The sequence below is a fragment of the Gordonia sp. CNJ-863 genome (assembly GCF_001942325.1).
Lineage (GTDB): Bacteria > Actinomycetota > Actinomycetes > Mycobacteriales > Mycobacteriaceae > Gordonia > Gordonia alkanivorans.
Genome location: NZ_MKKG01000022.1, coordinates 448,530 through 467,393 on the forward strand (window position 1 = coordinate 448,530; position 18,864 = coordinate 467,393).

19 protein-coding genes and 3 pseudogenes are annotated in these 18,864 nt (G+C 68.1%); 6 read left to right on the forward strand and 16 right to left on the reverse strand.

Features of this window, described 5'->3' with window-relative positions:
• Nucleotides 1-7: 7 nt before the first annotated feature.
• The 4 genes from ispG to puuE all read right to left on the reverse strand — a co-directional run bounded on the left by ispG (nucleotide 8) and on the right by puuE (nucleotide 4,708).
• Nucleotides 8-1,195: a flavodoxin-dependent (E)-4-hydroxy-3-methylbut-2-enyl-diphosphate synthase gene (ispG, locus tag BJF87_RS13965; RefSeq protein WP_006359280.1), complete on the reverse strand. Its 1,188-nt coding sequence runs from the start codon at nucleotides 1,193-1,195 to the stop codon at nucleotides 8-10.
• Nucleotides 1,196-1,274: 79 nt separating this feature from the next.
• Nucleotides 1,275-2,501 (reverse strand): RIP metalloprotease, encoded by a 1,227-nt coding sequence (locus BJF87_RS13970; RefSeq protein ID WP_035754101.1) that lies wholly within the window; start codon nucleotides 2,499-2,501, stop codon nucleotides 1,275-1,277.
• Nucleotides 2,502-2,535: 34 nt separating this feature from the next.
• Nucleotides 2,536-3,708: a 1-deoxy-D-xylulose-5-phosphate reductoisomerase gene (gene dxr / locus BJF87_RS13975; RefSeq protein ID WP_035754162.1), complete on the reverse strand. Its 1,173-nt coding sequence runs from the start codon at nucleotides 3,706-3,708 to the stop codon at nucleotides 2,536-2,538.
• Between the two features lie 13 nt (nucleotides 3,709-3,721).
• Nucleotides 3,722-4,708 (reverse strand): allantoinase PuuE, encoded by a 987-nt coding sequence (puuE, locus tag BJF87_RS13980; protein WP_042375886.1) that lies wholly within the window; start codon nucleotides 4,706-4,708, stop codon nucleotides 3,722-3,724.
• Nucleotides 4,709-4,822: 114 nt separating this feature from the next.
• On the opposite strand from puuE, the gene BJF87_RS13985 reads away from it, so the two are divergent.
• Nucleotides 4,823-5,104, forward strand: coding sequence for a DUF2631 domain-containing protein (locus tag BJF87_RS13985; RefSeq protein ID WP_006359276.1), 282 nt, complete (start codon nucleotides 4,823-4,825; stop codon nucleotides 5,102-5,104).
• Between the two features lie 80 nt (nucleotides 5,105-5,184).
• Here the strand turns inward: BJF87_RS13985 and rlmN are convergent.
• Nucleotides 5,185-6,290: pseudogene (gene rlmN / locus BJF87_RS13990) on the reverse strand (23S rRNA (adenine(2503)-C(2))-methyltransferase RlmN).
• 30 nt (nucleotides 6,291-6,320) lie between these two features.
• On the opposite strand from rlmN, the gene BJF87_RS13995 reads away from it, so the two are divergent.
• Nucleotides 6,321-6,755 (forward strand): lipopolysaccharide assembly LapA domain-containing protein, encoded by a 435-nt coding sequence (locus BJF87_RS13995; protein ID WP_035754099.1) that lies wholly within the window; start codon nucleotides 6,321-6,323, stop codon nucleotides 6,753-6,755.
• Between the two features lie 10 nt (nucleotides 6,756-6,765).
• Here the strand turns inward: BJF87_RS13995 and BJF87_RS14000 are convergent, their stop codons facing one another.
• From BJF87_RS14000 to BJF87_RS14020, 5 genes and pseudogenes are all read right to left on the reverse strand, one after another.
• Complete coding sequence (locus BJF87_RS14000; RefSeq protein WP_006359273.1) at nucleotides 6,766-7,632, reverse strand: phosphatidate cytidylyltransferase; 867 nt, start codon at nucleotides 7,630-7,632, stop codon at nucleotides 6,766-6,768.
• Complete coding sequence (gene frr, locus BJF87_RS14005; RefSeq protein WP_006359272.1) at nucleotides 7,629-8,186, reverse strand: ribosome recycling factor; 558 nt, start codon at nucleotides 8,184-8,186, stop codon at nucleotides 7,629-7,631. Before frr ends, BJF87_RS14000 begins: the two co-directional genes overlap by 4 nt.
• Before the next feature lie 77 nt (nucleotides 8,187-8,263).
• Nucleotides 8,264-9,019 (reverse strand): UMP kinase, encoded by a 756-nt coding sequence (gene pyrH, locus BJF87_RS14010; RefSeq protein WP_006359271.1) that lies wholly within the window; start codon nucleotides 9,017-9,019, stop codon nucleotides 8,264-8,266.
• Between the two features lie 33 nt (nucleotides 9,020-9,052).
• Nucleotides 9,053-9,625 carry a glucosyl-3-phosphoglycerate synthase gene (locus tag BJF87_RS14015; protein ID WP_316042965.1) on the reverse strand — a complete coding sequence of 191 codons (573 nt, stop codon included), beginning with the start codon at nucleotides 9,623-9,625 and terminating at the stop codon, nucleotides 9,053-9,055.
• Nucleotides 9,622-10,158: pseudogene (locus BJF87_RS14020) on the reverse strand (alpha/beta hydrolase); the annotation flags it as partial. The pseudogene BJF87_RS14020 and the gene BJF87_RS14015, both read right to left, overlap by 4 nt.
• Before the next feature lie 17 nt (nucleotides 10,159-10,175).
• On the opposite strand from BJF87_RS14020, the gene BJF87_RS14025 reads away from it, so the two are divergent.
• Nucleotides 10,176-11,036: a hypothetical protein gene (locus BJF87_RS14025; RefSeq protein WP_396246701.1), complete on the forward strand. Its 861-nt coding sequence runs from the start codon at nucleotides 10,176-10,178 to the stop codon at nucleotides 11,034-11,036.
• On the opposite strand, the gene tsf is transcribed toward BJF87_RS14025, so the two are convergent.
• Both tsf and rpsB read right to left on the reverse strand, forming a co-directional pair.
• Nucleotides 11,008-11,832 (reverse strand): translation elongation factor Ts, encoded by an 825-nt coding sequence (gene tsf / locus BJF87_RS14030; RefSeq protein WP_005198991.1) that lies wholly within the window; start codon nucleotides 11,830-11,832, stop codon nucleotides 11,008-11,010. The two genes, BJF87_RS14025 and tsf, sit on opposite strands and share 29 nt — an antisense overlap.
• 55 nt (nucleotides 11,833-11,887) lie before the next feature.
• Entirely contained in the window at nucleotides 11,888-12,709 is an 822-nt protein-coding gene (rpsB, locus tag BJF87_RS14035) for a 30S ribosomal protein S2 (protein WP_005198990.1), read from the reverse strand.
• 262 nt (nucleotides 12,710-12,971) lie between these two features.
• Between rpsB and BJF87_RS14040 the strand changes: the two genes are divergently transcribed.
• Entirely contained in the window at nucleotides 12,972-13,496 is a 525-nt protein-coding gene (locus BJF87_RS14040) for a M23 family metallopeptidase (protein WP_006359266.1), read from the forward strand.
• Here BJF87_RS14040 and BJF87_RS14045 read toward each other — a convergent pair whose 3' ends face one another.
• The gene (locus BJF87_RS14045; RefSeq protein ID WP_040004204.1) at nucleotides 13,497-14,381 is read right to left on the reverse strand and encodes a tyrosine recombinase XerC; all 885 of its coding nucleotides are present in this window, start codon (nucleotides 14,379-14,381) and stop codon (nucleotides 13,497-13,499) included.
• Between the two features lie 68 nt (nucleotides 14,382-14,449).
• Nucleotides 14,450-15,328, reverse strand: coding sequence for a siderophore-interacting protein (locus tag BJF87_RS14050; RefSeq protein ID WP_075863324.1), 879 nt, complete (start codon nucleotides 15,326-15,328; stop codon nucleotides 14,450-14,452).
• A gap of 182 nt (nucleotides 15,329-15,510) precedes the next feature.
• Here BJF87_RS14050 and BJF87_RS14055 point away from each other — a divergent pair, with 182 nt between their 5' ends.
• Nucleotides 15,511-16,104 (forward strand): TetR/AcrR family transcriptional regulator, encoded by a 594-nt coding sequence (locus tag BJF87_RS14055; protein ID WP_075863325.1) that lies wholly within the window; start codon nucleotides 15,511-15,513, stop codon nucleotides 16,102-16,104.
• Between the two features lies 1 nt (nucleotide 16,105).
• Here BJF87_RS14055 and dprA read toward each other — a convergent pair whose 3' ends face one another.
• Nucleotides 16,106-17,218, reverse strand: a complete 1,113-nt coding sequence (gene dprA, locus BJF87_RS14060; protein ID WP_187346511.1) for a DNA-processing protein DprA — start codon at nucleotides 17,216-17,218, stop codon at nucleotides 16,106-16,108.
• A 20-nt stretch (nucleotides 17,219-17,238) separates the two neighbouring features.
• A pseudogene (locus tag BJF87_RS14065) lies at nucleotides 17,239-17,841 on the reverse strand (ATP-binding protein); the annotation flags it as partial.
• Nucleotides 17,842-17,887: 46 nt separating this feature from the next.
• Here BJF87_RS14065 and BJF87_RS14070 point away from each other — a divergent pair.
• Complete coding sequence (locus tag BJF87_RS14070) at nucleotides 17,888-18,760, forward strand: recombinase family protein (protein WP_075863327.1); 873 nt, start codon at nucleotides 17,888-17,890, stop codon at nucleotides 18,758-18,760.
• The last annotated feature ends 104 nt before the right edge of the window (nucleotides 18,761-18,864 follow it).

Consider the following 18,864-nt stretch of genomic DNA (forward strand, 5'->3'; position numbering starts at 1 on the left):
GCGGACCCTAGGAGACGGTGACCACCGGCGGGCCGACGTGCGTGCCGTCTCCAGTTTCCCCTGATTCCTCGGCAATCCGCAGCGCTTCTTCGATCAATGTCTCCACGATCTGCGCCTCCGGCACGGTCTTGATGACCTCGCCCTTGACGAAGATCTGACCCTTGCCGTTTCCGGAGGCGACGCCGAGGTCGGCCTCGCGGGCCTCACCCGGTCCGTTGACCACGCAGCCCATGACGGCGACACGCAGCGGGACCTCCATGCCCTCGAGGCCGGCGGTCACCTCGTCGGCCAGCTTGTAGACGTCGACCTGGGCACGGCCACACGACGGGCACGACACGATCTCGAGCTTGCGGGGACGCAGGTTGAGCGACTGCAGGATCTGGTCGCCGACCTTGATCTCCTCGGCCGGCGGCGCCGACAGCGACACGCGGATGGTGTCGCCGATGCCCTCGCTCAGCAGTGCACCGAAGGCCACGGCCGACTTGATGGTGCCCTGGAACGCCGGACCGGCCTCGGTGACGCCGAGATGCAGCGGGTAGTCGCACTGGGCGGCCAGCTGGCGGTAGGCCTCGACCATGATCACCGGGTCGTTGTGCTTGACCGAGATCTTGATGTCCCCGAAGCCGTGCTCCTCGAACAGACCCGCCTCCCACAGCGCCGACTCGACGAGCGCCTCGGGCGTCGCCTTGCCGTATTTCTGCAGGATGCGCTTGTCCAGGGAGCCCGCGTTCACGCCGATGCGGATCGGGATGCCCGCGTCCCCGGCGGCTTTCGCGACCTCTTTCACGCGGCCGTCGAATTCCTTGATGTTGCCCGGGTTCACGCGCACCGCCGCACACCCCGCGTCGATCGCGGCGAAGATGTACTTCGGCTGGAAGTGGATGTCGGCGATGACCGGGATCTTGGACTTCTTCGCGATGATCGGCAGCGCCTCGGCGTCCTCGGGTCGCGGGCAGGCCACGCGCACGATGTCGCAGCCCGACGCGGTGAGTTCCGCGATCTGCTGCAGGGTCGCGTTGATGTCGTGGGTCTTGGTGGTCGTCATCGACTGCACCGAGATGGGGTGGTCACTGCCGACGCCGACCGAGCCGACGAACAGCTGCCGGGTCTTGCGGCGCGGGGCCAGCACCGGCGGGGGTCCGGCCGGCATGCCGAGCCCGATCGGCACGGCGTTGGCAGGAGTCGGGGCGTTCATCGCATTCACCTCTGGGATTCGGGTGTGGGTGTGTCGGGTGTCGGGTGTCGGGTGTCGGGTGGGAATTCGTTGTGGGAGGTCACCACGGATTGATCGGGTTGATGATGTCGGCGGTGAGGGTGAGCACCATGAAGCCGGCCATCACCACCACCGCGGCGTAGGTGATCGGGAGCAGCTTGTAGTAGTCGACTGCCGCGCCGGGGGCCCGGCCGAACCAGCGACGGACGGTGTCGCGGCCCTTCTCATAGCCGACGATCGCCATGTGTCCGCCGTCCAGCGGCAGCAGCGGGACCAGGTTGAACAGGCCGAGGAAGAAGTTGATGCTGATCAGCAGCATCCAGAACATGTCCCACAGGCCGCGTTCGACCGCCTGGCCGCCGAGCACCGAGGCACCGTAGACGCTGACCGGGGTGTCGAGCGCGCGCTCGCCACCGGTCACCGCGGTCCACAGTGCACCGATCTTGGTGGGCAGCGACAGGAGCGCGTTCCAGGTCTCCTTGATCAGGTCGCCGGTGAAGACGAAAGCACCCGGGATCACGTCGAGGCCGCTGAAGTCCTTGATCGCCGGCGGGGCGTCGTAGGCGATGCCGACCATGTTGTAGGACACGCTCTCGGTGGTGCCGTCGGCGCGCTTGGCGGTGACGGTGACCGGCTCGGGCGTCATCGTCAGGTCGAGGCGTTCACCGGCGCGGTCGACGGTGAGGACCACCGGGCCCGTGGACTCACGGATGACCGGGGTCAGGTCCGCGGCCTTGCCGACGGGTGTCCCGTTGATGGCCACGATCTCGTCGCCCGGGCGCAGACCCGCGGCGGCCGCAGGTCCGCCGCCGGTGCAGGGCGAGTTGGTCTGCTCGCCGTCGGCGATGGTGATCGTCGACGACACGCACTGGGTCTCGGCGACCTTCGCCGGGGTCGGCGGCGGGCTGAGATCGGGCAGCCCGAAGGTGAGGCCGACGATGATGATCAGGACGAAGCCGAGGATGAAGTTCTGCGCGGGACCGGCGAACAGCACGACGAGGCGTTTCCAGGCCTTCTGCTTGTACATCGCCCGGTCCTGCTCGTCGGCGGTGAGCTCCTCGTGCGGGGTCATGCCCGCGATGTCGCAGAAGCCGCCGAGCGGGATCGCCTTGAGTCCGTACTCGGTCTCGCCGCGGCGCGTCGACCAGATCGTCGGCCCGAAGCCAACGAAGTAGCGACGGACCTTCATGCCGGTTGCCTGTGCGGCCCACATGTGACCGCACTCATGCCAGGCGACCGACAGCAACAGCGCCACCGCGAAGAGCGTGACACCGATCGCGAAACTCACGTACTCACTCCATCCAGATCACGATGCGCACCGATCACGACGAGGCGGCGACCAGCTGTGCGGCGCGCTCCCGGGCCCACCGATCGGCGGCGAAGACCTCCTCCACAGTACCTGGCTCGACTCGCCACTGATCCGCCTCGCCGAGCACCTCACCGATGATCTCGACGATCCGCGGAAAACGGATCGTACCTGCGAAGAAGCCCGCGGCGGCCGCCTCGTTCGCGGCGTTGTACACCGCGGTGAGACTCCCGCCACCCCGTCCCGCCTCCCGGGCGAGCTCGATCGCCGGGAAGACCTTGTCGTCGACGGGCTCGAACGTCCACGCCGAGGCGGTGGAGAAGTCGCACGCGGTCGACGATCCGGGGACACGATCCGGCCAGCCCAGTGCCAGCGCGATGGGCAGCTTCATCGACGGCGGCGACGCCTTGGCGACGGTCGCGCCGTCGACGAAGGTCACCATCGAGTGCACGATCGACTGCGGATGGACGGTGACGTCGATGTGGTCGTAGTCGACGTCGAAGAGCAGGTGCGCCTCGATGACCTCGAGGGCCTTGTTGACCAGGGTCGCCGAGTTGAGGGTGATCATCGGGCCCATCGACCAGGTGGGATGGCGCCCGGCCTGCTCGGGGGTGACGTTGTGGAGCTGTTCGGCCGACCAGCCGCGGAACGGTCCGCCCGACGCGGTGAGGACCAAGCGGTCCACCTCGGCGGCGGTTCCGGCGCGCAGACACTGGGCAATGGCCGAATGCTCGGAGTCGACGGGGACGATCTGGTCGGGAGCCGCCGCATCGAGGACGAGCGACCCGCCGGCGACGAGGGACTCCTTGTTCGCGAGCGCGAGACGCGCACCCGTCCGCAGCGCGGCGAGCGAGGGCGCCAGGCCGATCGAACCGACCACGGCGTTCAGCACCACATCGGTTCCGCCGTCGGCGGCGACCGCATCGATCAGGTCGCACATGGCTTCGGTGCCACCGAGAACCGGCGCTCCGAGTCGTTCGGCGAGCTCGGCGGCGCGAGCCTCGTCGGCGACGGCCAGCCGAGATGCGGGGACCCCGAAGGCCGCGGCCTGATCGGCCAGCCGGTCGAGGTTCCCGCCACCCGCGCCGAGACCGGCGACCTCGAAGCGGTCGGGATGTTCGGCGATCACCTCGAGCGCCTGAACGCCGATGGAGCCGGTCGAACCGAGGATCAAGACACGTGTGGGCACGTTGTCCATTGTGTCAGCCGGCCGGGTGCACCTTCCGCCAGTGTTCGGCGATGTCGATCCGGCGGGTGATCCACACGTCGTCGTGGGACCCGATGTGGTCGAGGAACCGCTCGAGAGCCGCCAGCCGTGCCGGCCGGCCCACGAGCCGGCAGTGCAGTCCGACAGACAGCATCTTCGGCGCACCCTCGACGCCCTCGCGGTAGAGCACGTCGAAGGCATCGCGCAGATGCGCGAAGAACTGCTCCCCCGACGGAAAGCCGCCGGGCGAGGAGAACCGCATGTCGTTGGTGTCGAGGGTGTAGGGCACGACCAGGTGATCGACGAGTTCGTCGCCGCGCGGGACCTTCACCCAATACGGCAGATCGTCGGCGTAACTGTCGGAGTCGTAGGTGAATCCGCCCTGTTCGACGACGAGGCGCCGCGTGTTGGGTGAGTCCCGGCCGGTGTACCAGCCGCGTGGGCGTTCACCGGTGATCTCGGTGAGCAGTTCGATGCCTGCGCGCATGTGATCACGTTCGACCTCGGGGTCGATCAGCTGATAGTTGAGCCACCGGTAGCCGTGGCACGCGATCTCGTGGCCGCGATCGACGAAGGCCGCCGCCACCTCGGGGTTACGGGCCATCGCCTGGGAGACCGCGAAGATCGTCAGCGGCAACCCGCGGCGGTCGAAGGCGCGCAGGACCCGCCACACCCCGGCCCGCGAGCCGTACTCGTACATGCTCTCCATGCTCATGTGCCGGTTCGGGAAAGGCTGGGCGCCGACCATCTCCGACAGGAAGGTCTCACTGCCGCGGTCGTTCTCGAGCACGTTGTTCTCGCCGCCCTCCTCGTAGTTGAGAACGAACTGGACGGCGATCTTCGCGTCGCCGGGCCACTGCGGATTCGGTGGCGTGGCACCGTATCCGACCATGTCGCGGGGATAGGCCTCGGCGCGGTAGTCGGCCAGGGAACGGCCCGCACCCGGGCCGGCGCGGAACTCGGACGAAGACATGTGCCGCATTCTGTCACCGAATCACCCACCGGGCTCGGTCGGCGAGATCACCGTGCCGCTATGCTGATCGAGAACTACTACCGTTCGTCAGACTTCTGACGACCCGCGCTGTGAGGAGTGGCTGTGGCAAGCACCGATGTGGAGCACACTGGCGGACACGCCGACGTCATCGACACCGGCTGGCGTCGTGAGCCCGCCGATGCACCGTCGGCTCGTTTCGGCTGGTTCGGATCGGCGACGAAGACCTTCTACGGTGCCGCCATCTTCTTCGCGGCCTTCCTGCTGCTCATGATGATCGGCAACCACACCGGCCACGTCGAGGACCTCTGGCTCATCGCCTTCGCGGTCGGAGTCCTGTACTTCGTGGTGCGCGGCTGGTGGATGAACCGCGGCAAGTGGTCCTGACGCACCCCTGACCCAGACATTCGAAAAACGCTGAACGGCTTTGCCGTTCAGCGTTTGTTGTGTCCACAGCCTCCAGCGGGCTAGCGCTCTTCGGCGGCGAGCTGGCCGCAGGCCGCGGCGATCTCCTGCCCGCGGGTGTCGCGCACCGTGCAGGACACGCCCTGTTCGCGGACGCGGCGCACGAACTCCCGTTCCACCGGCTTGGGACTGGCATCCCACTCCGAGCCCGGTGTGGGGTTGAGCGGGATGAGGTTCACGTGCACGAGGGAGCCGAGCGCCTTGTGCAGCTTCTGTCCCAGCATGTCGGCCCGCCAGGCTGGTCGTTGACGTCGCGGATCAGCGCGTACTCGATGGAGACGCGGCGTCCGGTGGTGTCGGCGTAGTAGCGCGCGGCCTCCAGCACCTCGGCCACCGACCAACGGTTGTTGACCGGCACGAGGGTGTCGCGCAGTTCGTCGTCGGGGGTGTGCAGGGACAGCGCGAGCGTGACCGCGAGACCCTCATCGGCGAGACGCCGGATCGACGGGGCGAGACCGACGGTCGAGACGGTCACCGATCGCGCCGAGATCCCGAGCCCGTCGGGTGCCGGCGAGGTGATCTGGCGGACGGCACTGACGACGCGCTTGTAGTTCGCGAGCGGCTCGCCCATGCCCATGAACACGACGTTCGACAGGCGTCCCGGCTCGCCGAGTTCCCCGTCGCGCAGGGCACGCGCCGCGGCCCGCACCTGGTCGACGATCTCGGCGGTCGACAGGTTGCGGTCGAGGCCACCCTGTCCGGTGGCGCAGAACGGGCAGGCCATGCCGCAGCCGGCCTGACTGGAGATGCACAGCGTGTTGCGCTCGGTGTAGCGCATCAGCACGCTCTCGAGGAGAGTGCCGTCGTGCAGGCGCCACAGGGTCTTGCGGGTCGAGTCGCCGTCGCACGAGATGTGCCGCACCGGCGTGAGGAGCTGCGGGAAGAGCTTTTCTCGCACGGCGTCGCGGGAGGCCGCGGGCAGATCGGTCATCTCCTCGACGTCGCCGTTGAGGCGCGCGTAGTACTGCCGGGCCAGCTGATCGGCCCGGAACTTCGGGAGACCCAATTCGGCCAGCGCCGCGACGCGGCCGGCGGCGTCGAGGTCGGCGAAGTGTGTCGGCGGCAGCCCACGTTTGGGCGCGTCGAACACCAGCGGTAATGAGGTCATCGGGCCATTGTCGCATGTCATGATGAACCCATGACCACACCCGATCGCCGACGAACCGGGAATCCGGTCCCCCAGTGGGGTTCGCAGGGCGAGCCCCACCCTGCTCATGACACCGTGCCCGTCCCCGAGCCCGCAGCCGTGACCCCGGTGCCGACCGCGGATGATCACGACGCCGTGCTGGCCGAGCGCGACCGTCTGCGCCAGACCGTCGCCGACGTCGAGCACACCCGCACCCGCGCGACCTGGTTCGGCGTCGTCATCGGCGCGATCATCCTGGTCCTGCTGCTGGTGTTCATCGTGCAGAACCTGGAGAGTCAGCGGATCGAGCTGATCTTCTGGGAGGTCAACCTCCCGCTCGGGGTGAGCCTGCTGATCGCCGCGATCGCGGGTGCGTTGATCGTCGCCATCATCGGCGGTCTGCGCATGTTGCAGCTGCGTCGGGCGCTGAAGAGGGCCGCCGGGTAGGTCGGGCTCCTTACAGCAGAGCCGTCAGCACCGCCCACACCACGAACGCCGAGGGCAGCAGGCTGTCGAGGCGATCCATGATGCCGCCGTGGCCCGGCAGCAGCGTGCCCATGTCCTTGATGCCGAGATCACGCTTGACCTGCGACTCCACCAGGTCGCCGAGCGTTGCGCACACGACCAGCACGGGTCCGAGGATCAGACCGATCCACCAGTGGCTGCCGATCAGGAACGTGATGCAGCCGACCGCGCCGATCGTGCCGACGAGCAGCGAACCGACGAGACCCTCCCAGGACTTCTTGGGGCTGATCGCCGGCGCCATCGGGTGCCTGCCGAACATGACACCGGCGGCGTATCCGCCGACGTCGGAGCAGACGACGACCACCATGAGGGTCGCGACCCGGGCGGCGCCGTCCTCCTGCGTGACGAGGTGGACGCCGAAAGACGCCAGGAGCGGTAGCCAGGCCAGCACGAACACCGTGAGGGCGAGGTCCTTGAGGTAGTTCTCCGGTGCGTTCGAGATGCCCTGGGCGAGCAGTTTCCACACCATCGACACCAGCACGGTCGCGACGAACGCGACCAGCACGCCGGTGGGCCCGTACGGCCAGCTGACCCAGATGATGGCCTGACCGCCGATGAGCAGCGGCCAGAACGCGACGTTGTACCCCGCGGTCTGCAGCCGCTTGGTGACCTCCCAGGTCGCGATCGCGAAGGCGACCGCGACGAGGACGTACCAGAGCATCGGCGCGAACAGCAGGATCAGGATGATGCTGACGCCGAGAGTGCCTCCGACCGCGATGGCGGCCGGCAGGTCACGACCTGCCCGTGACTTCTTCTCGGGGCCGGTCTTGTTCTCGGGGTCGGATGCCTTCTCGCTCACACCTCGAGCAATTCGTCTTCTTTGTGCTTCACCAATTCGTCGACCTGATGCACATACGTGGCCGTGGTCTTGTCGAGTTCCTTCTCAGCACGGGTGACCTCGTCCTCGCCCGCCTCGCCGTCCTTCTGGATGCGCTTGAGCTCGTCGGCGGCCTTGCGGCGCACGTTGCGGATGGCGACCTTCGCGTCCTCACCCTTGCCCTTGGCCTGCTTCACCAGGTCGCGGCGACGCTCCTCGGTGAGCTGCGGGATGGCGACGCGGATGATCGTGCCGTCGTTGGTCGGGTTCACGCCGAGATCGGAGTTGCGGATCGCGGTCTCGATGTCACGGAGCGTCGACGCCTCGTACGGCTTGATGACGACCAGGCGCGGCTCGGGCGTGTTGATCGACGCGACCTGCGTCACCGGGGTCATGGAGCCGTAGTACTCGATGTTGATCCTGTTGAACATGGCCGGGTTCGCACGTCCGGTGCGGATGGAGCCCATGTCCTCCTTGGCGACGTTGACCGCCTTCTCCATCTTCTCCTCGGCGTCGAGCAGCGCGTCGTCGATCATCTTCGTCCTTGTTCCGTTCCGTAGGGCCTGGCAGGCCGGTTCTCGTGCGGGCCGTGTTCTCGTGGGGTCGCGGGCTGCTAGGTGCTGACCAGCGTGCCGATCCGGTCACCGGCCACCGCCCTGGCGATGTTGCCCTGTTGGAGCAAATTGAACACCAAGATCGGCATCTTGTTGTCCATACACAGACTGAAGGCGGTCGCGTCGGCGACCTTGAGTTCCTTGTCGAGGACCTCGCGGTGGGTGATCTCGGTGAACAGCCTGGCGTTCGGATCGGTCCGCGGGTCGGCGTCGTAGACACCGTCGACGGCCTTGGCCATGAGGACCACCTCCGCCTTGATCTCCAGCGCACGCTGGGCCGCGGTGGTGTCGGTGGAGAAGTACGGCATGCCCATGCCGGCGCCGAAGATGACCACGCGCCCCTTCTCGAGGTGGCGCTGGGCGCGCAGCGGCAGGTACGGCTCGGCGACCTGGCCCATGGTGATGGCGGTCTGCACGCGGGTGCTGATGCCGCGCTTCTCCAGGAAGTCTTGCAGAGCAAGGCAATTCATCACGGTGCCGAGCATGCCCATGTAATCCGAGCGGCTGCGGTCGAGGCCGCGCTGCTGCAGTTCGGCCCCGCGGAAGAAGTTGCCGCCGCCGATGACGACGGCCACCTGGACGCCGGAGTTCACGACGTCGGCGATCTGATCGGCCACGGTCGCCACGACGTCCGGGTCCAGACCGACCTCTCCCCCGCCGAACATCTCACCGCCCAGCTTCAACAGGACTCGTTTGAATCCGGAACGCTCGGCCTTCTTGAGATCGGATGGGGTGGGATCGGGCGCTTCGCTCATTCGCTTCCTCACTCGTCGGTTCGGTGGACTATGTTACGTCCTCACCGAATGCGACTCGCGACACGCGTACTCCTCGGCCCGGGCCGGCATCGGAAACGTCCGCACACACCGATACCCGTCGCCGTCGGGCAGAAACTGTGCCAGGGGGGCCTGCGAGTCCTCGATCCCGAGCCGTTCGAGCAGGGTGGCGACGATCTGGCGCGCCACCGGGCCGAGCTCCACCAGCGGGCGACTCCGCGATTCCCGGACGCCCAGATCGACCTGACCGACGGCATCTGTCCCGAACTCCGCGACGGTGTCGAGGAGGATGCCGATGTCGACGCCGTGGCCGGGCGCGAACGGGATCGACGTCAGCAGGTCGCGTGTCCCGGCGAGGTCACCGCCGATCGGTTGGATGATCCCCGCCAGCTCGGGACACAGCGACGCGACCAGGGGCCGCACCAGTAACTCCGTGACACGACCGCCACCGGCCGGATCCCGGCGGTACCCCTTGACCAGCTGCAGGCCCGGGGTGGTGAGCAGCGGGCCGAGCATCCGGGAGACATCCTCCGGTTCAGGGTCGACGACGTCGGCATCGACGAAGACGACGAGGTCGTCGGGGGTCACCCGGCGAGTGCCGCGCGGAACTGGGGCCAGGCGCGGTGCAGTTCGTCCTGCCAGTACGGCCACGAGTGGGTGCCGCCCTCGTACAGATGGAAGGTCGCCGGCACCCCGAGCTCCCGCATCCGACGCTGCAGATTGCGGGTGCACTCCGCCGTGGCGGTCTCGATCACCGCGCCCACGGCGAGCTGGTCGAACAGCTTGGAACCGTTGCCGTCGATGCCCGGCCCGTCGATCGTGTCGTAACGCCCCGGCGCACCGGAACCGTTGGACACGTAGATCGACTTGCCGCGGAACGACTCCGCATGCACGAAGGGATCGTTGGCGCGCCACGCCGGACTCGTCGGCGGCCCCCACATGTTGAGGGTGTTGCCGTGGCCGCGCCCCTCGACGACCATGCGCACCACGGCCTGCCCCAGCGGATCGCTCGTCTGCGCGCACCCGCTGAACGAACCGAGCGCCTCGTACAGTTCGGGCGCGTGCAGCGAGAGCTGGAACACCGAGGTGCCGGCCATCGAGATCCCGGCGACCGCGTTGCGCGGGATTCTTCTTCACCGTGTCGATTTCCGCGCAGTTCGGTCTCGGGTACTCGGCACTGGACACCGGACTTCTCGCATTGCCGTTCGCCGGCGGGGCGGCCGTGGGGTCGGTCGCGTCGCCGTGGGCCGTCGCCCGGATGGGCGCGCCCCGGGTGCTGCTCGGCGGTGTGGTCACCGTCGGGGTGGCGTTCGCATGGATCGCGATGACCCTCGACCCGGCGTCGGAAATCCTTCCGGTGGGCGCGATCCTGGCTCCCCTGGTACTCGGCGGGGTGGGCACGGGATTGTTCGTCGCACCCCTTCAGGCGGTCATCCTCTCCGACACCTCGCCGGAAACGGTCGGGTCGGCCAGCGGCACGATCCCCACCGTGCAGCAGATAGGGGCGTCGATCGGCCTGGCGCTGGTGACGATGTTCTTCTTCGGCCAGGTGGCCGGGCAGACCGACACCAGTGTGCCCGCGGTACGCGCCGAACTCGCCGTCGCCCTGGAGGATTCGCCGGTCGACCCGATGTTCCGGCCGACCGTCGCCGACCGGTTCGCCTGGTGTGCGACGCAACAGCTCACCTCACCGCATCCGGAGCGACCGGTCCCGGGATGCGCCGACACCCCGGCGAACAGCGCCGTCGCGGCGATCGCCGCCGACGCGCAGCCGTACACGCAGGAGGCGGCGCGGGCCGTCACCGCGCGCACCTTCCTGGGTGCGTTCCGCACGACGCTGTGGGTGCTGGCCGCACTCGCCATCGGCGTCGGCGGTCTGACATTCGTGTTGCGGCGCAACGACAACCGCCCCGCCTCCACGATGGGAGACGGGGCGGTCGAGTCGTCGTCCGGGGAGACCCCGGAGGCGATCAGGCCTGTCCGACCTCGAAGCGGGTGAAGCCGTTGACGGTCACACCGGCCTCGTCGAGCAGAGCCTTGACGGTCTTCTTCGAATCCTGGACCGACGGCTGGTCGAGCAGCACGACGTCCTTGTAGAAGCCGTTGACCCGACCCTCCACGATCTTGGGCAGAGCCTGCTCCGGCTTGCCCTCCTCCTTGGCGGTCTGCTCGGCGATACGACGCTCGTTCTCGACGACGTCCGCGGGGACCTCTTCGCGAGTGGCGTACTTGGCCTTGAGAGCTGCGACCTGCATGGCGGCGCCGCGAGCGGCCTCTTCGGCACCCTCGCCCTCACCGGTGTAGGACACCAGCACGCCGACGGCGGGCGGGAGGTCCGAAGCACGCTTGTGCAGGTACACGGCGACCGGGCCGTCGTAGAAGACGACGCGACGGAGCTCGAGCTTCTCGCCGATCTTGGCCGAGAGCGCGGCGATGGCCTCGTCGACCGTGCCGCTGCCGAGAGCAGCCTTCTTCAGCTCCTCGACATCGTTGGTCTTGGCCTCGGCGGCGGCGGTGACGATGTCATCGGCGAGCTTCTGGAACTCGTCGTTCTTGGCGACGAAGTCGGTCTCGGAGTTGATCTCGATCAGCGCACCGCCCTTGGCGGCGACCAGGCCCTCGGCGGTGGAGCGCTCAGCGCGCTTGCCCACGTCCTTGGCGCCCTTGATGCGCAGCTCCTCGACGGCCTTGTCGAAATCACCGTCGTTGTTGGCCAGCGCGTTCTTGCAGTCCAGCATTCCAGAACCGGTGAGTTCGCGAAGTCGCTTCACGTCGGCTGCGGTGTAGTTCGCCATCGTTGGCGAGCCTCCTTCGAAAGAGTGTGGTGGGACCGAATTGCTGCGGCAGGTGTTACTGGGCAGCCGGCGCGTCGGTGGCTGCTTCGCCACCGGCCGGAGCGGCGGCCTGGGTCAGCAGCTCCTGCTCCCACTCGGCGAGCGGCTCGCCTGCGGCTGCCTCCGGCTTGGCGTCGCCACCGGCAGCACCGGCGCGGGCCTGCAGGCCCTCGGCGACGGCCGAGGCCACGACGCGGGTCAGCAGAGCAGCCGAACGGATGGCGTCGTCGTTGCCCGGGATCGGGTAGTCGACGAGGTCGGGGTCGCAGTTGGTGTCCAGGATCGCGATGACCGGGATGTTCAGCTTGCGAGCCTCACCGACGGCGATGTGCTCCTTGTTGGTGTCGACGACCCACACGGCCGAGGGAACCTTGGCCATGTCGCGGATACCGCCGAGCGTGCGCTCGAGCTTGTTCTTCTCGCGGGTCAGCATCAAGATCTCCTTCTTGGTGCGACCCTCGAAGCCACCGGTCTGCTCCATGGTCTCCAGCTCCTTCATGCGCTGGAGACGCTTGTGCACGGTGTTGAAGTTGGTGAGCATTCCGCCGAGCCAACGCTGGTTGACGTAAGGCATCCCGACGCGGGTGGCCTCAGCGGCGATGGACTCCTGAGCCTGCTTCTTGGTGCCGACGAAGAGGATGGTGCCGCCGTGGGCGACGGTCTCCTTGACGAACTCGTAGGCCTTGTCGATGTAGGTCAGCGTCTGCTGCAGATCGATGATGTAGATGCCGTTGCGGTCGGTGAAGATGAATCGCTTCATCTTCGGGTTCCAACGGCGGGTCTGGTGCCCGAAGTGTGCGCCGCTGTCAAGCAGCTGCTTCATGGTCACGACAGCCATGAGATTTCCTTTTGTCGCAGTTGTCTGTCGGCACCGGGTTGGTGTCGACCCTGGCGCCTGCCGGCGGATGTCACCCGATTTCGGTCGATGACCGGGTCGGGACTGCACATTCGGCGTGTTGTCGCAGGCGCGCGAAGTCACCCCATCAACAACCGATGAGGTGCGGACCAGAGTTTACGCGCGTCGACCAGCGAAAACCAAAACGCTCCGGTCCCCTGCCCGGGCGACGGATCCGGATCGCGTTCCGGTGCGTCCAACAGGAATGCAGACCTCGGGTTCCCGCACCGCGTTGGCGGCGTCCTTGTTCCTGGTCGTGCTGTACTCGACGCCGCCCCAGGTTACCGCCGCGCCTCGTCCCTATTCAGCGCCGCTGCCGCCCCGTCCCACCGTCGTGACCGGCTTCGATGCGCCGGAGAAACGGTGGCAGCCGGGGCACCGGGGCGTCGACCTGGCGGCCGTACCCGGTGTCGCGGTATCCACGGCGGGTGCCGGTCGTGTGCGGTTCGCCGGCCGGGTGGCGGGTCGGCCGGTGGTCTCGGTGCAGCATCCGGACGGGCTGATCACCACCTATGAGCCCGTCGAGGCCACCGTCGGCGAGGGCGACCCCGTGTCCCGGGGCGACACGATCGGCACACTCGTCGCTGGGCATCCCGGATGTCCGACGCTCACGTGCCTGCACTGGGGCGCTCGACGCGGGGTGGGGCGCGATGCCGAGTACCTGAATCCCCTGGGTCTGCTCGGGGCCGTGCGGGTGCGGCTCAAACCGCTGAACGCCGGAGAACCCTGATCAGGCCCGGGGATGCGCCTGACGGTGCACTGCGCGGAGGCGTTCGACGCTCACATGGGTGTAGATCTGCGTCGTCGCCAGCGAGGAGTGTCCGAGCAGTTCCTGTACGACCCGTAGGTCGGCGCCACCTTCGAGGAGATGCGTCGCGGCGCTGTGCCGGAGGCCGTGCGGCCCCATCGCCGGGCCACCGGCGGCCTGGACCGCGCCGGACACCACCGACCGTGCCATCCGCTGGTCGAGCCGGCCGCCACGTGCTCCCAGTAGCAGTGCAGCTCCCGAGGTGTCGGTGGCCAGTGCGGGACGCCCCTGTCGCAACCAGTCGTCGATGGCCTTGGCCGCGGGTTCGCCGTAGGGCACGGACCGTTCCTTGTCGCCCTTGCCGATCACGCGCAGGATTCGACGCCCCGTGTCGATGTCGTCGATGTCCAGCCCGCACAGTTCGCCGACGCGAATCCCGCTGGCGTACAACAACTCCAGGATCAACCTGTCCCGGAGTGAGATCGGGTCGTCGGGGTCACGATCCTGTGCGGTCGCACCGATCGCGGCGTCGGCCTGGCCGGGCGCGAGGACGGCCGGCAGTGTGCGATGGGCCTTCGGGGCCTTGAGTCGCTGTGAGGGGTCGGCGGCCATGATGCCCTCGCGAACCGCCCACGCGCAGAAGGTCTTCGCCGCGGAGACCTGCCGCGCGATCGTCGTGCGGGCGGCGCCGCGCCGCGTCAGTTCGGCCAGCCAGGCACGCAGGAGGGCGAGGTCGATGTCGGCCGCAGCGATTCCCCGGGCACCCGCGAACGACAGCAGCGCACGTGCACCACCGACATAGGCGCGGATGGTGTGTTCACTGCGACCCTTCTCCAGGCGCAGGTGATCGGCGAAGTCGTCGAGCATGCCCGTCAGCACAGCGCGCGACGGGAGCGGGTGCAACCCCACACGCGGTGCCGTGGCCGGATCGATGCCTACGTACTCGGCTGCCGGCCGGCCGGTGCTCCTTCCTCGGCGGCGCGCAGTTCGGCCTTCCATGTCCGGAAGCCCTCTTCCGTGCGGCCGCGGCGCCAGTACCCGGAGATCGAGGCGTTGGCCGGACTGACCTTGCGTTCCTTGCGGATGTAGCTGCGCAGGTTGTGCATGACGGCCTGCGCCTCACCGTGGATGAAGACGTGGGGTTCGCCGTCGAGCCATTCCGCGTTGCGGACGGCGACGATGAGGGGCGCGTTGTCGCCGGCGACCGAGTCGTCGACCTCGCCCGCCGGTCCACCGCGGTGGACCCAGACGATCTCCGCACCCGGGGGTGCGAGGAGGTCGAGTTCGTCCTCGGGTCCGGCGACCTCGATGAACACCTTGGCGATCGCGTCGGCGGGCAGCGCCTCGAGTGCCGCGGCCACGGCGGGCAGTCCGGCCTCGTCGGCCGCGAGGAGATGCCACGCGGCGTCGGACTTGGGCCGGTATCCGCTGCCCGGGCCGATGAACCGAACGGTCTCGCCCGGCTCCACCGATGCGGCCCACGGGCCGGCGATGCCCTCGTCGCCGTGGACGACGAAGTCGACGAGGATCTCACGAGCCTGCGGGTCGACGCGGCGAACCGTGTAGGTGCGCAGGACCGGTTGCTGTTCGGGCGGGAGTGTCGTCCGGACTTCCTGGAGGTCGAACGGCTCCGGGTAGGTCACGCCCTCCGGCGCGAAGACGAACTTCACGTACATGTCCGTGTCGGGGTCACCGGATGTACCGACCGCCGCCTGGAAGTCGTCGAAACCCTCGCCGCCGAGGTACAGGCGGACGAAGTGCGGGCTGATCTGCTCGCGACGGAGCACCGTCATCGTGTTCACACGCTTGGCCATGGGACCTCCTTGTCGCGTTCACCTTACGCCTTCAACTTAGGTGAGCCTAAGAGCCGATGCGGGTTTGTCCGGGGAAGGTACTGGCGGCCCTTTGTAAGGTTTTCTCACGATCAAGCGATGTGATCCGAGAGTTCGCAATTCTTGAGATCAGACGTCGCGAGACCCCGACCAGAGGCGATTCCATGCCGGACCAACCAGTGGAACCCCAGCCCGTAGAAGACAGCGTTCCCGTCCGCGGACCGCGTCTCGGGGCCGACGACTGGCTCGACGCGGCCGTGGAGGTCCTGCTCGAGGACGGCATCGGCGGGCTGAAGATCTCGCGGCTCAGCTCCCGGCTCGGGGTCACCAAGGGCAGCTTCTACTGGCACTTCACCGACATCGCGACGATGAAGTCCGAGCTCGCCGACCACTGCCGGAAGGTCCAGGCCGCGGCCGTCACCCGGCTCGCGAACCTCGAGGAGCTCCCTCCGGTCGAGCGGATAGAGGGTATGGCAGGGCTCATCTCCGATCCCCGGCGCTGGCGGATGGAAGCCGCGATGCGCCGGTGGGCAGAGACCGACGGGTCGATCGCCGACTCGATCGCCGAGCTCGACGGACAGATCTTCCAGATCTCCCATCAGGCGATGCGGGAACTCGGCTTCGACGAGGCCGAGGCCCACGCCCGCGCCACCACGCTGCTCTACGCAGGTATCGGCTTCGTGCACGCTCACGGACGGCTCGGCGAGGCAACGGCCGACGATCTGCGTATCTTCCTCGACATCCTGACGCGCAAGTGAGTCACCTGGTGGCCAGTCGCCACTGACCGCCGACGTTTTCCACCAGCCCGTCGATGTCCAGCCGTGCCAACGCCGCCCGGACGGCCGGCACCTCGAGCCCCGCCGCGAAGGCGATCTCCTGAATACCCACGCCACCCCTACCCGGAATCGCGTCGTGCACGCGCAACTGCTCGGCGCTGAGCCCGTCGGTCGGTTTCGCCCTCCCCCGACCGATGTCTCCCCCGCCGTCGGGCCGGACGAGGTTCACCGCCGACGCGACGTCGGAGACCAGCACCGCCAGTCCGTCGGCGATCATCCGATGACACCCGACCGACGTCGCCGACGTCACCGGCCCGGGCACCGCACCCAGCGGTCGGCCGAGTTTCCGCGCCCAGGCGGCCGTGTTCGCCGCGCCCGAACGTCTGCCGGCCTCTACGACGACGGTCGCACCCGACAGTGACGCGACCAGCCGGTTACGGGTGAGGAAGCGATGTTTGGCGGCGGTCGTGCCCGGCGGGTACTCGCTGATGATCGCGCCGGTCCGGGCGATCTCCGCCAACAGCGCGGAGTGCGCAGCCGGATAGTCGCGGTCGATACCACAGGCCATCACGGCCGCGGTCACCCCACCGGCCGCGACGACGGCGCGGTGCGCCACCCCGTCTATGCCGAAGGCGCCACCGGAGATCACCGCGAAGCCCTCGCCCGAGAGCCCCGATGCCAACATCTGCGTGACGTGCCCGCCGTACGGCGACGCCGCGCGGGACCCGATGAGCGCGACCGATGCGGTGGCGAGGTCGTCGAGCCGGGCGGGGCCACGCACCCAGAGCGCCAGTGGCTCGCCGCCGCGTGCGGCGGTGTCGGCCTGGCCGAGGGCGAGGAGCGCCCAGGCCGGCCACTCCGGATCGGATCTGGTGACCAGCCGTGCACCGATCGCGGCGGCCGCGTCGAGATCCTCGGTCGCACGGTCGGATTCGTGTCGGGCTGCCGTCGCGGCCAGGACCGGTTCGTGACCGTCCGGGACAGCCCGGTTGCGGATCGCCGATGCTGCGTCCACCGGACCGACCTGATCCACCAGCGCGATCACGTCCGCACACGGCGGCTCGGCCACGCGCGCCAGGTACGCCCATGCCGTCATCTCCGCCGGGTACTTGCCACTCACCACGTTGCTCCTCGGTCTCGGTACAGAAGTGCTTGCGCGACATCATCTTCGACGGGTTGATCAGTGCCGCGTAGATCGCTCAGGGTCCAGGCCAGTCGCAGCGCGCGGTCGGCGCCACGGGCCGTCACGCGCCCGTCGCGGAGAAACAACTCGATGGGCCGGAGAACATCGGGCGGGAGCCGGAACTTCTGCCGGAGTGCGGCTCCCGGCACCTCGGCGTTGGTTCGCCAGCCGAACTCGGACCATCGCTCGACCGCTGCCGCACGCGCCGCGGTGACCCGGGCACGGACCTCGGCACTCGACTCCCCCGTCCCGCTCATCAGCGCGGCGTTGCCCGGCGGATCCATGCGGACGCGGATGTCGACACGGTCGAGCAGCGGCCCCGACAGCTTGCCGAGGTACCGGCGTCGCACGACTGCGGTGCATACACAGTCGACATCGTGCGCGGGTGCGCATGGGCACGGATTCGCGGCGAGGATGAGCTGGAACCGCGCCGGGTACGACGCGACGCCGTCCCGCCGCGGCACCCGCACCTCGCCGTCTTCGAGGGGTTCCCGCAGGGATTCGAGGACTTTCGCGCTCATCTCGGCGCATTCGTCGCATATTCACAGACGCCCCCCAATGTGAGACAATGGTAGGTACACAATGAGAGCGTCAAATCACCAGCCTGACAACATAATTCGCAGCGCAGCGATCTATGCTCGCATCAGCTCAGACAAGACCGGGGCTGGACTCGGCGTCGAACGCCAAGAGGCCGACTGCCGCGAGTTGGCGGAGCGTCTTGGTTACCGCGTGACTCACGTTCTCAAGGACAACGACATCAGCGCCTACAGCGGCAAGCCCCGCCCTAGCTACCAGCGTCTCCTCGAATTGATGCAGAACGGCGAGATCGAAGTCGTCCTCGCCTGGCACACGGACCGCCTCCACCGCTCGATGGTCGAACTCGAGAACTACGTGACAGCTTCTGAGCGCGGCGGTGTCACCACCCACACCGTGAAGGCGGGTCCGGTTGATCTTTCGACGCCCTCCGGAAGGCTTGTGGCTCGCCAGCTCGGTGCAGTTGCGCGCTACGAAGTCGAGCACATGATCGAGCGACAACGCGCGGCGAAACTCGACGCTGCTCGCCAAGGCAAGTACCTCGGCGGTCAGCGGCCGTTCGGGTTCGAGCCACAGCGCGTCGGCATCCGTGAGGATGAAGCCGAGATCCTCCGGGACATGGCCCGCCGGGTAATCGACGGCTACTCGTTCCGAACTGTCGCGGTAGATCTCAATCGCCGAGGGATTACTACCCAGCACGGAAAGACCTGGACTGCGCTGAAGGTCCGCAACCTGCTGATCCGCCCGATCAACGCGGGGATCGTGCTGCACCAGGACGTGGAGTACGAGGCGCAAACGCCGGCCATACTGACGCGCGACGAGTGGACGCAACTGAACGCCGCGATCCGCGAAAACCGGCAGCGCTCGTCGCATCCCGGTACCTTCCGTGTGCACCTGCGGGGCTGGTGCACGAGTAGGTGACATCTGATCTGGCTTGCCCTGCCGGGCGGCCTGGAAGGATGCCAGCTGTGCCCAAGCCCTATCCCCAGGAGTTCCGCGACGACGTTGTCCGCGTCGCCCAGAAC

What these genes read in the sequence shown, in the direction of transcription:
- ispG (WP_006359280.1), bottom strand. Translation starts at nt 1,195, where the DNA reads ATGAACGCCCCGACTCCTGCCAACGCCGTGCCGATCGGGCTCGGCATG.
- puuE (WP_042375886.1), bottom strand. Translation starts at nt 4,708, where the DNA reads ATGCGGCACATGTCTTCGTCCGAGTTCCGCGCCGGCCCGGGTGCGGGC.
- BJF87_RS13995 (WP_035754099.1), top strand. Translation starts at nt 6,321, where the DNA reads ATGACCACACCCGATCGCCGACGAACCGGGAATCCGGTCCCCCAGTGG.
- frr (WP_006359272.1), bottom strand. Translation starts at nt 8,186, where the DNA reads ATGATCGACGACGCGCTGCTCGACGCCGAGGAGAAGATGGAGAAGGCG.
- pyrH (WP_006359271.1), bottom strand. Translation starts at nt 9,019, where the DNA reads ATGAGCGAAGCGCCCGATCCCACCCCATCCGATCTCAAGAAGGCCGAG.
- tsf (WP_005198991.1), bottom strand. Translation starts at nt 11,832, where the DNA reads ATGGCGAACTACACCGCAGCCGACGTGAAGCGACTTCGCGAACTCACC.
- rpsB (WP_005198990.1), bottom strand. Translation starts at nt 12,709, where the DNA reads ATGGCTGTCGTGACCATGAAGCAGCTGCTTGACAGCGGCGCACACTTC.
- BJF87_RS14040 (WP_006359266.1), top strand. Translation starts at nt 12,972, where the DNA reads ATGCAGACCTCGGGTTCCCGCACCGCGTTGGCGGCGTCCTTGTTCCTG.
- BJF87_RS14045 (WP_040004204.1), bottom strand. Translation starts at nt 14,381, where the DNA reads ATGCTCGACGACTTCGCCGATCACCTGCGCCTGGAGAAGGGTCGCAGT.
- BJF87_RS14050 (WP_075863324.1), bottom strand. Translation starts at nt 15,328, where the DNA reads ATGGCCAAGCGTGTGAACACGATGACGGTGCTCCGTCGCGAGCAGATC.
- BJF87_RS14055 (WP_075863325.1), top strand. Translation starts at nt 15,511, where the DNA reads ATGCCGGACCAACCAGTGGAACCCCAGCCCGTAGAAGACAGCGTTCCC.
- dprA (WP_187346511.1), bottom strand. Translation starts at nt 17,218, where the DNA reads ATGACGGCATGGGCGTACCTGGCGCGCGTGGCCGAGCCGCCGTGTGCG.
- BJF87_RS14070 (WP_075863327.1), top strand. Translation starts at nt 17,888, where the DNA reads ATGAGAGCGTCAAATCACCAGCCTGACAACATAATTCGCAGCGCAGCG.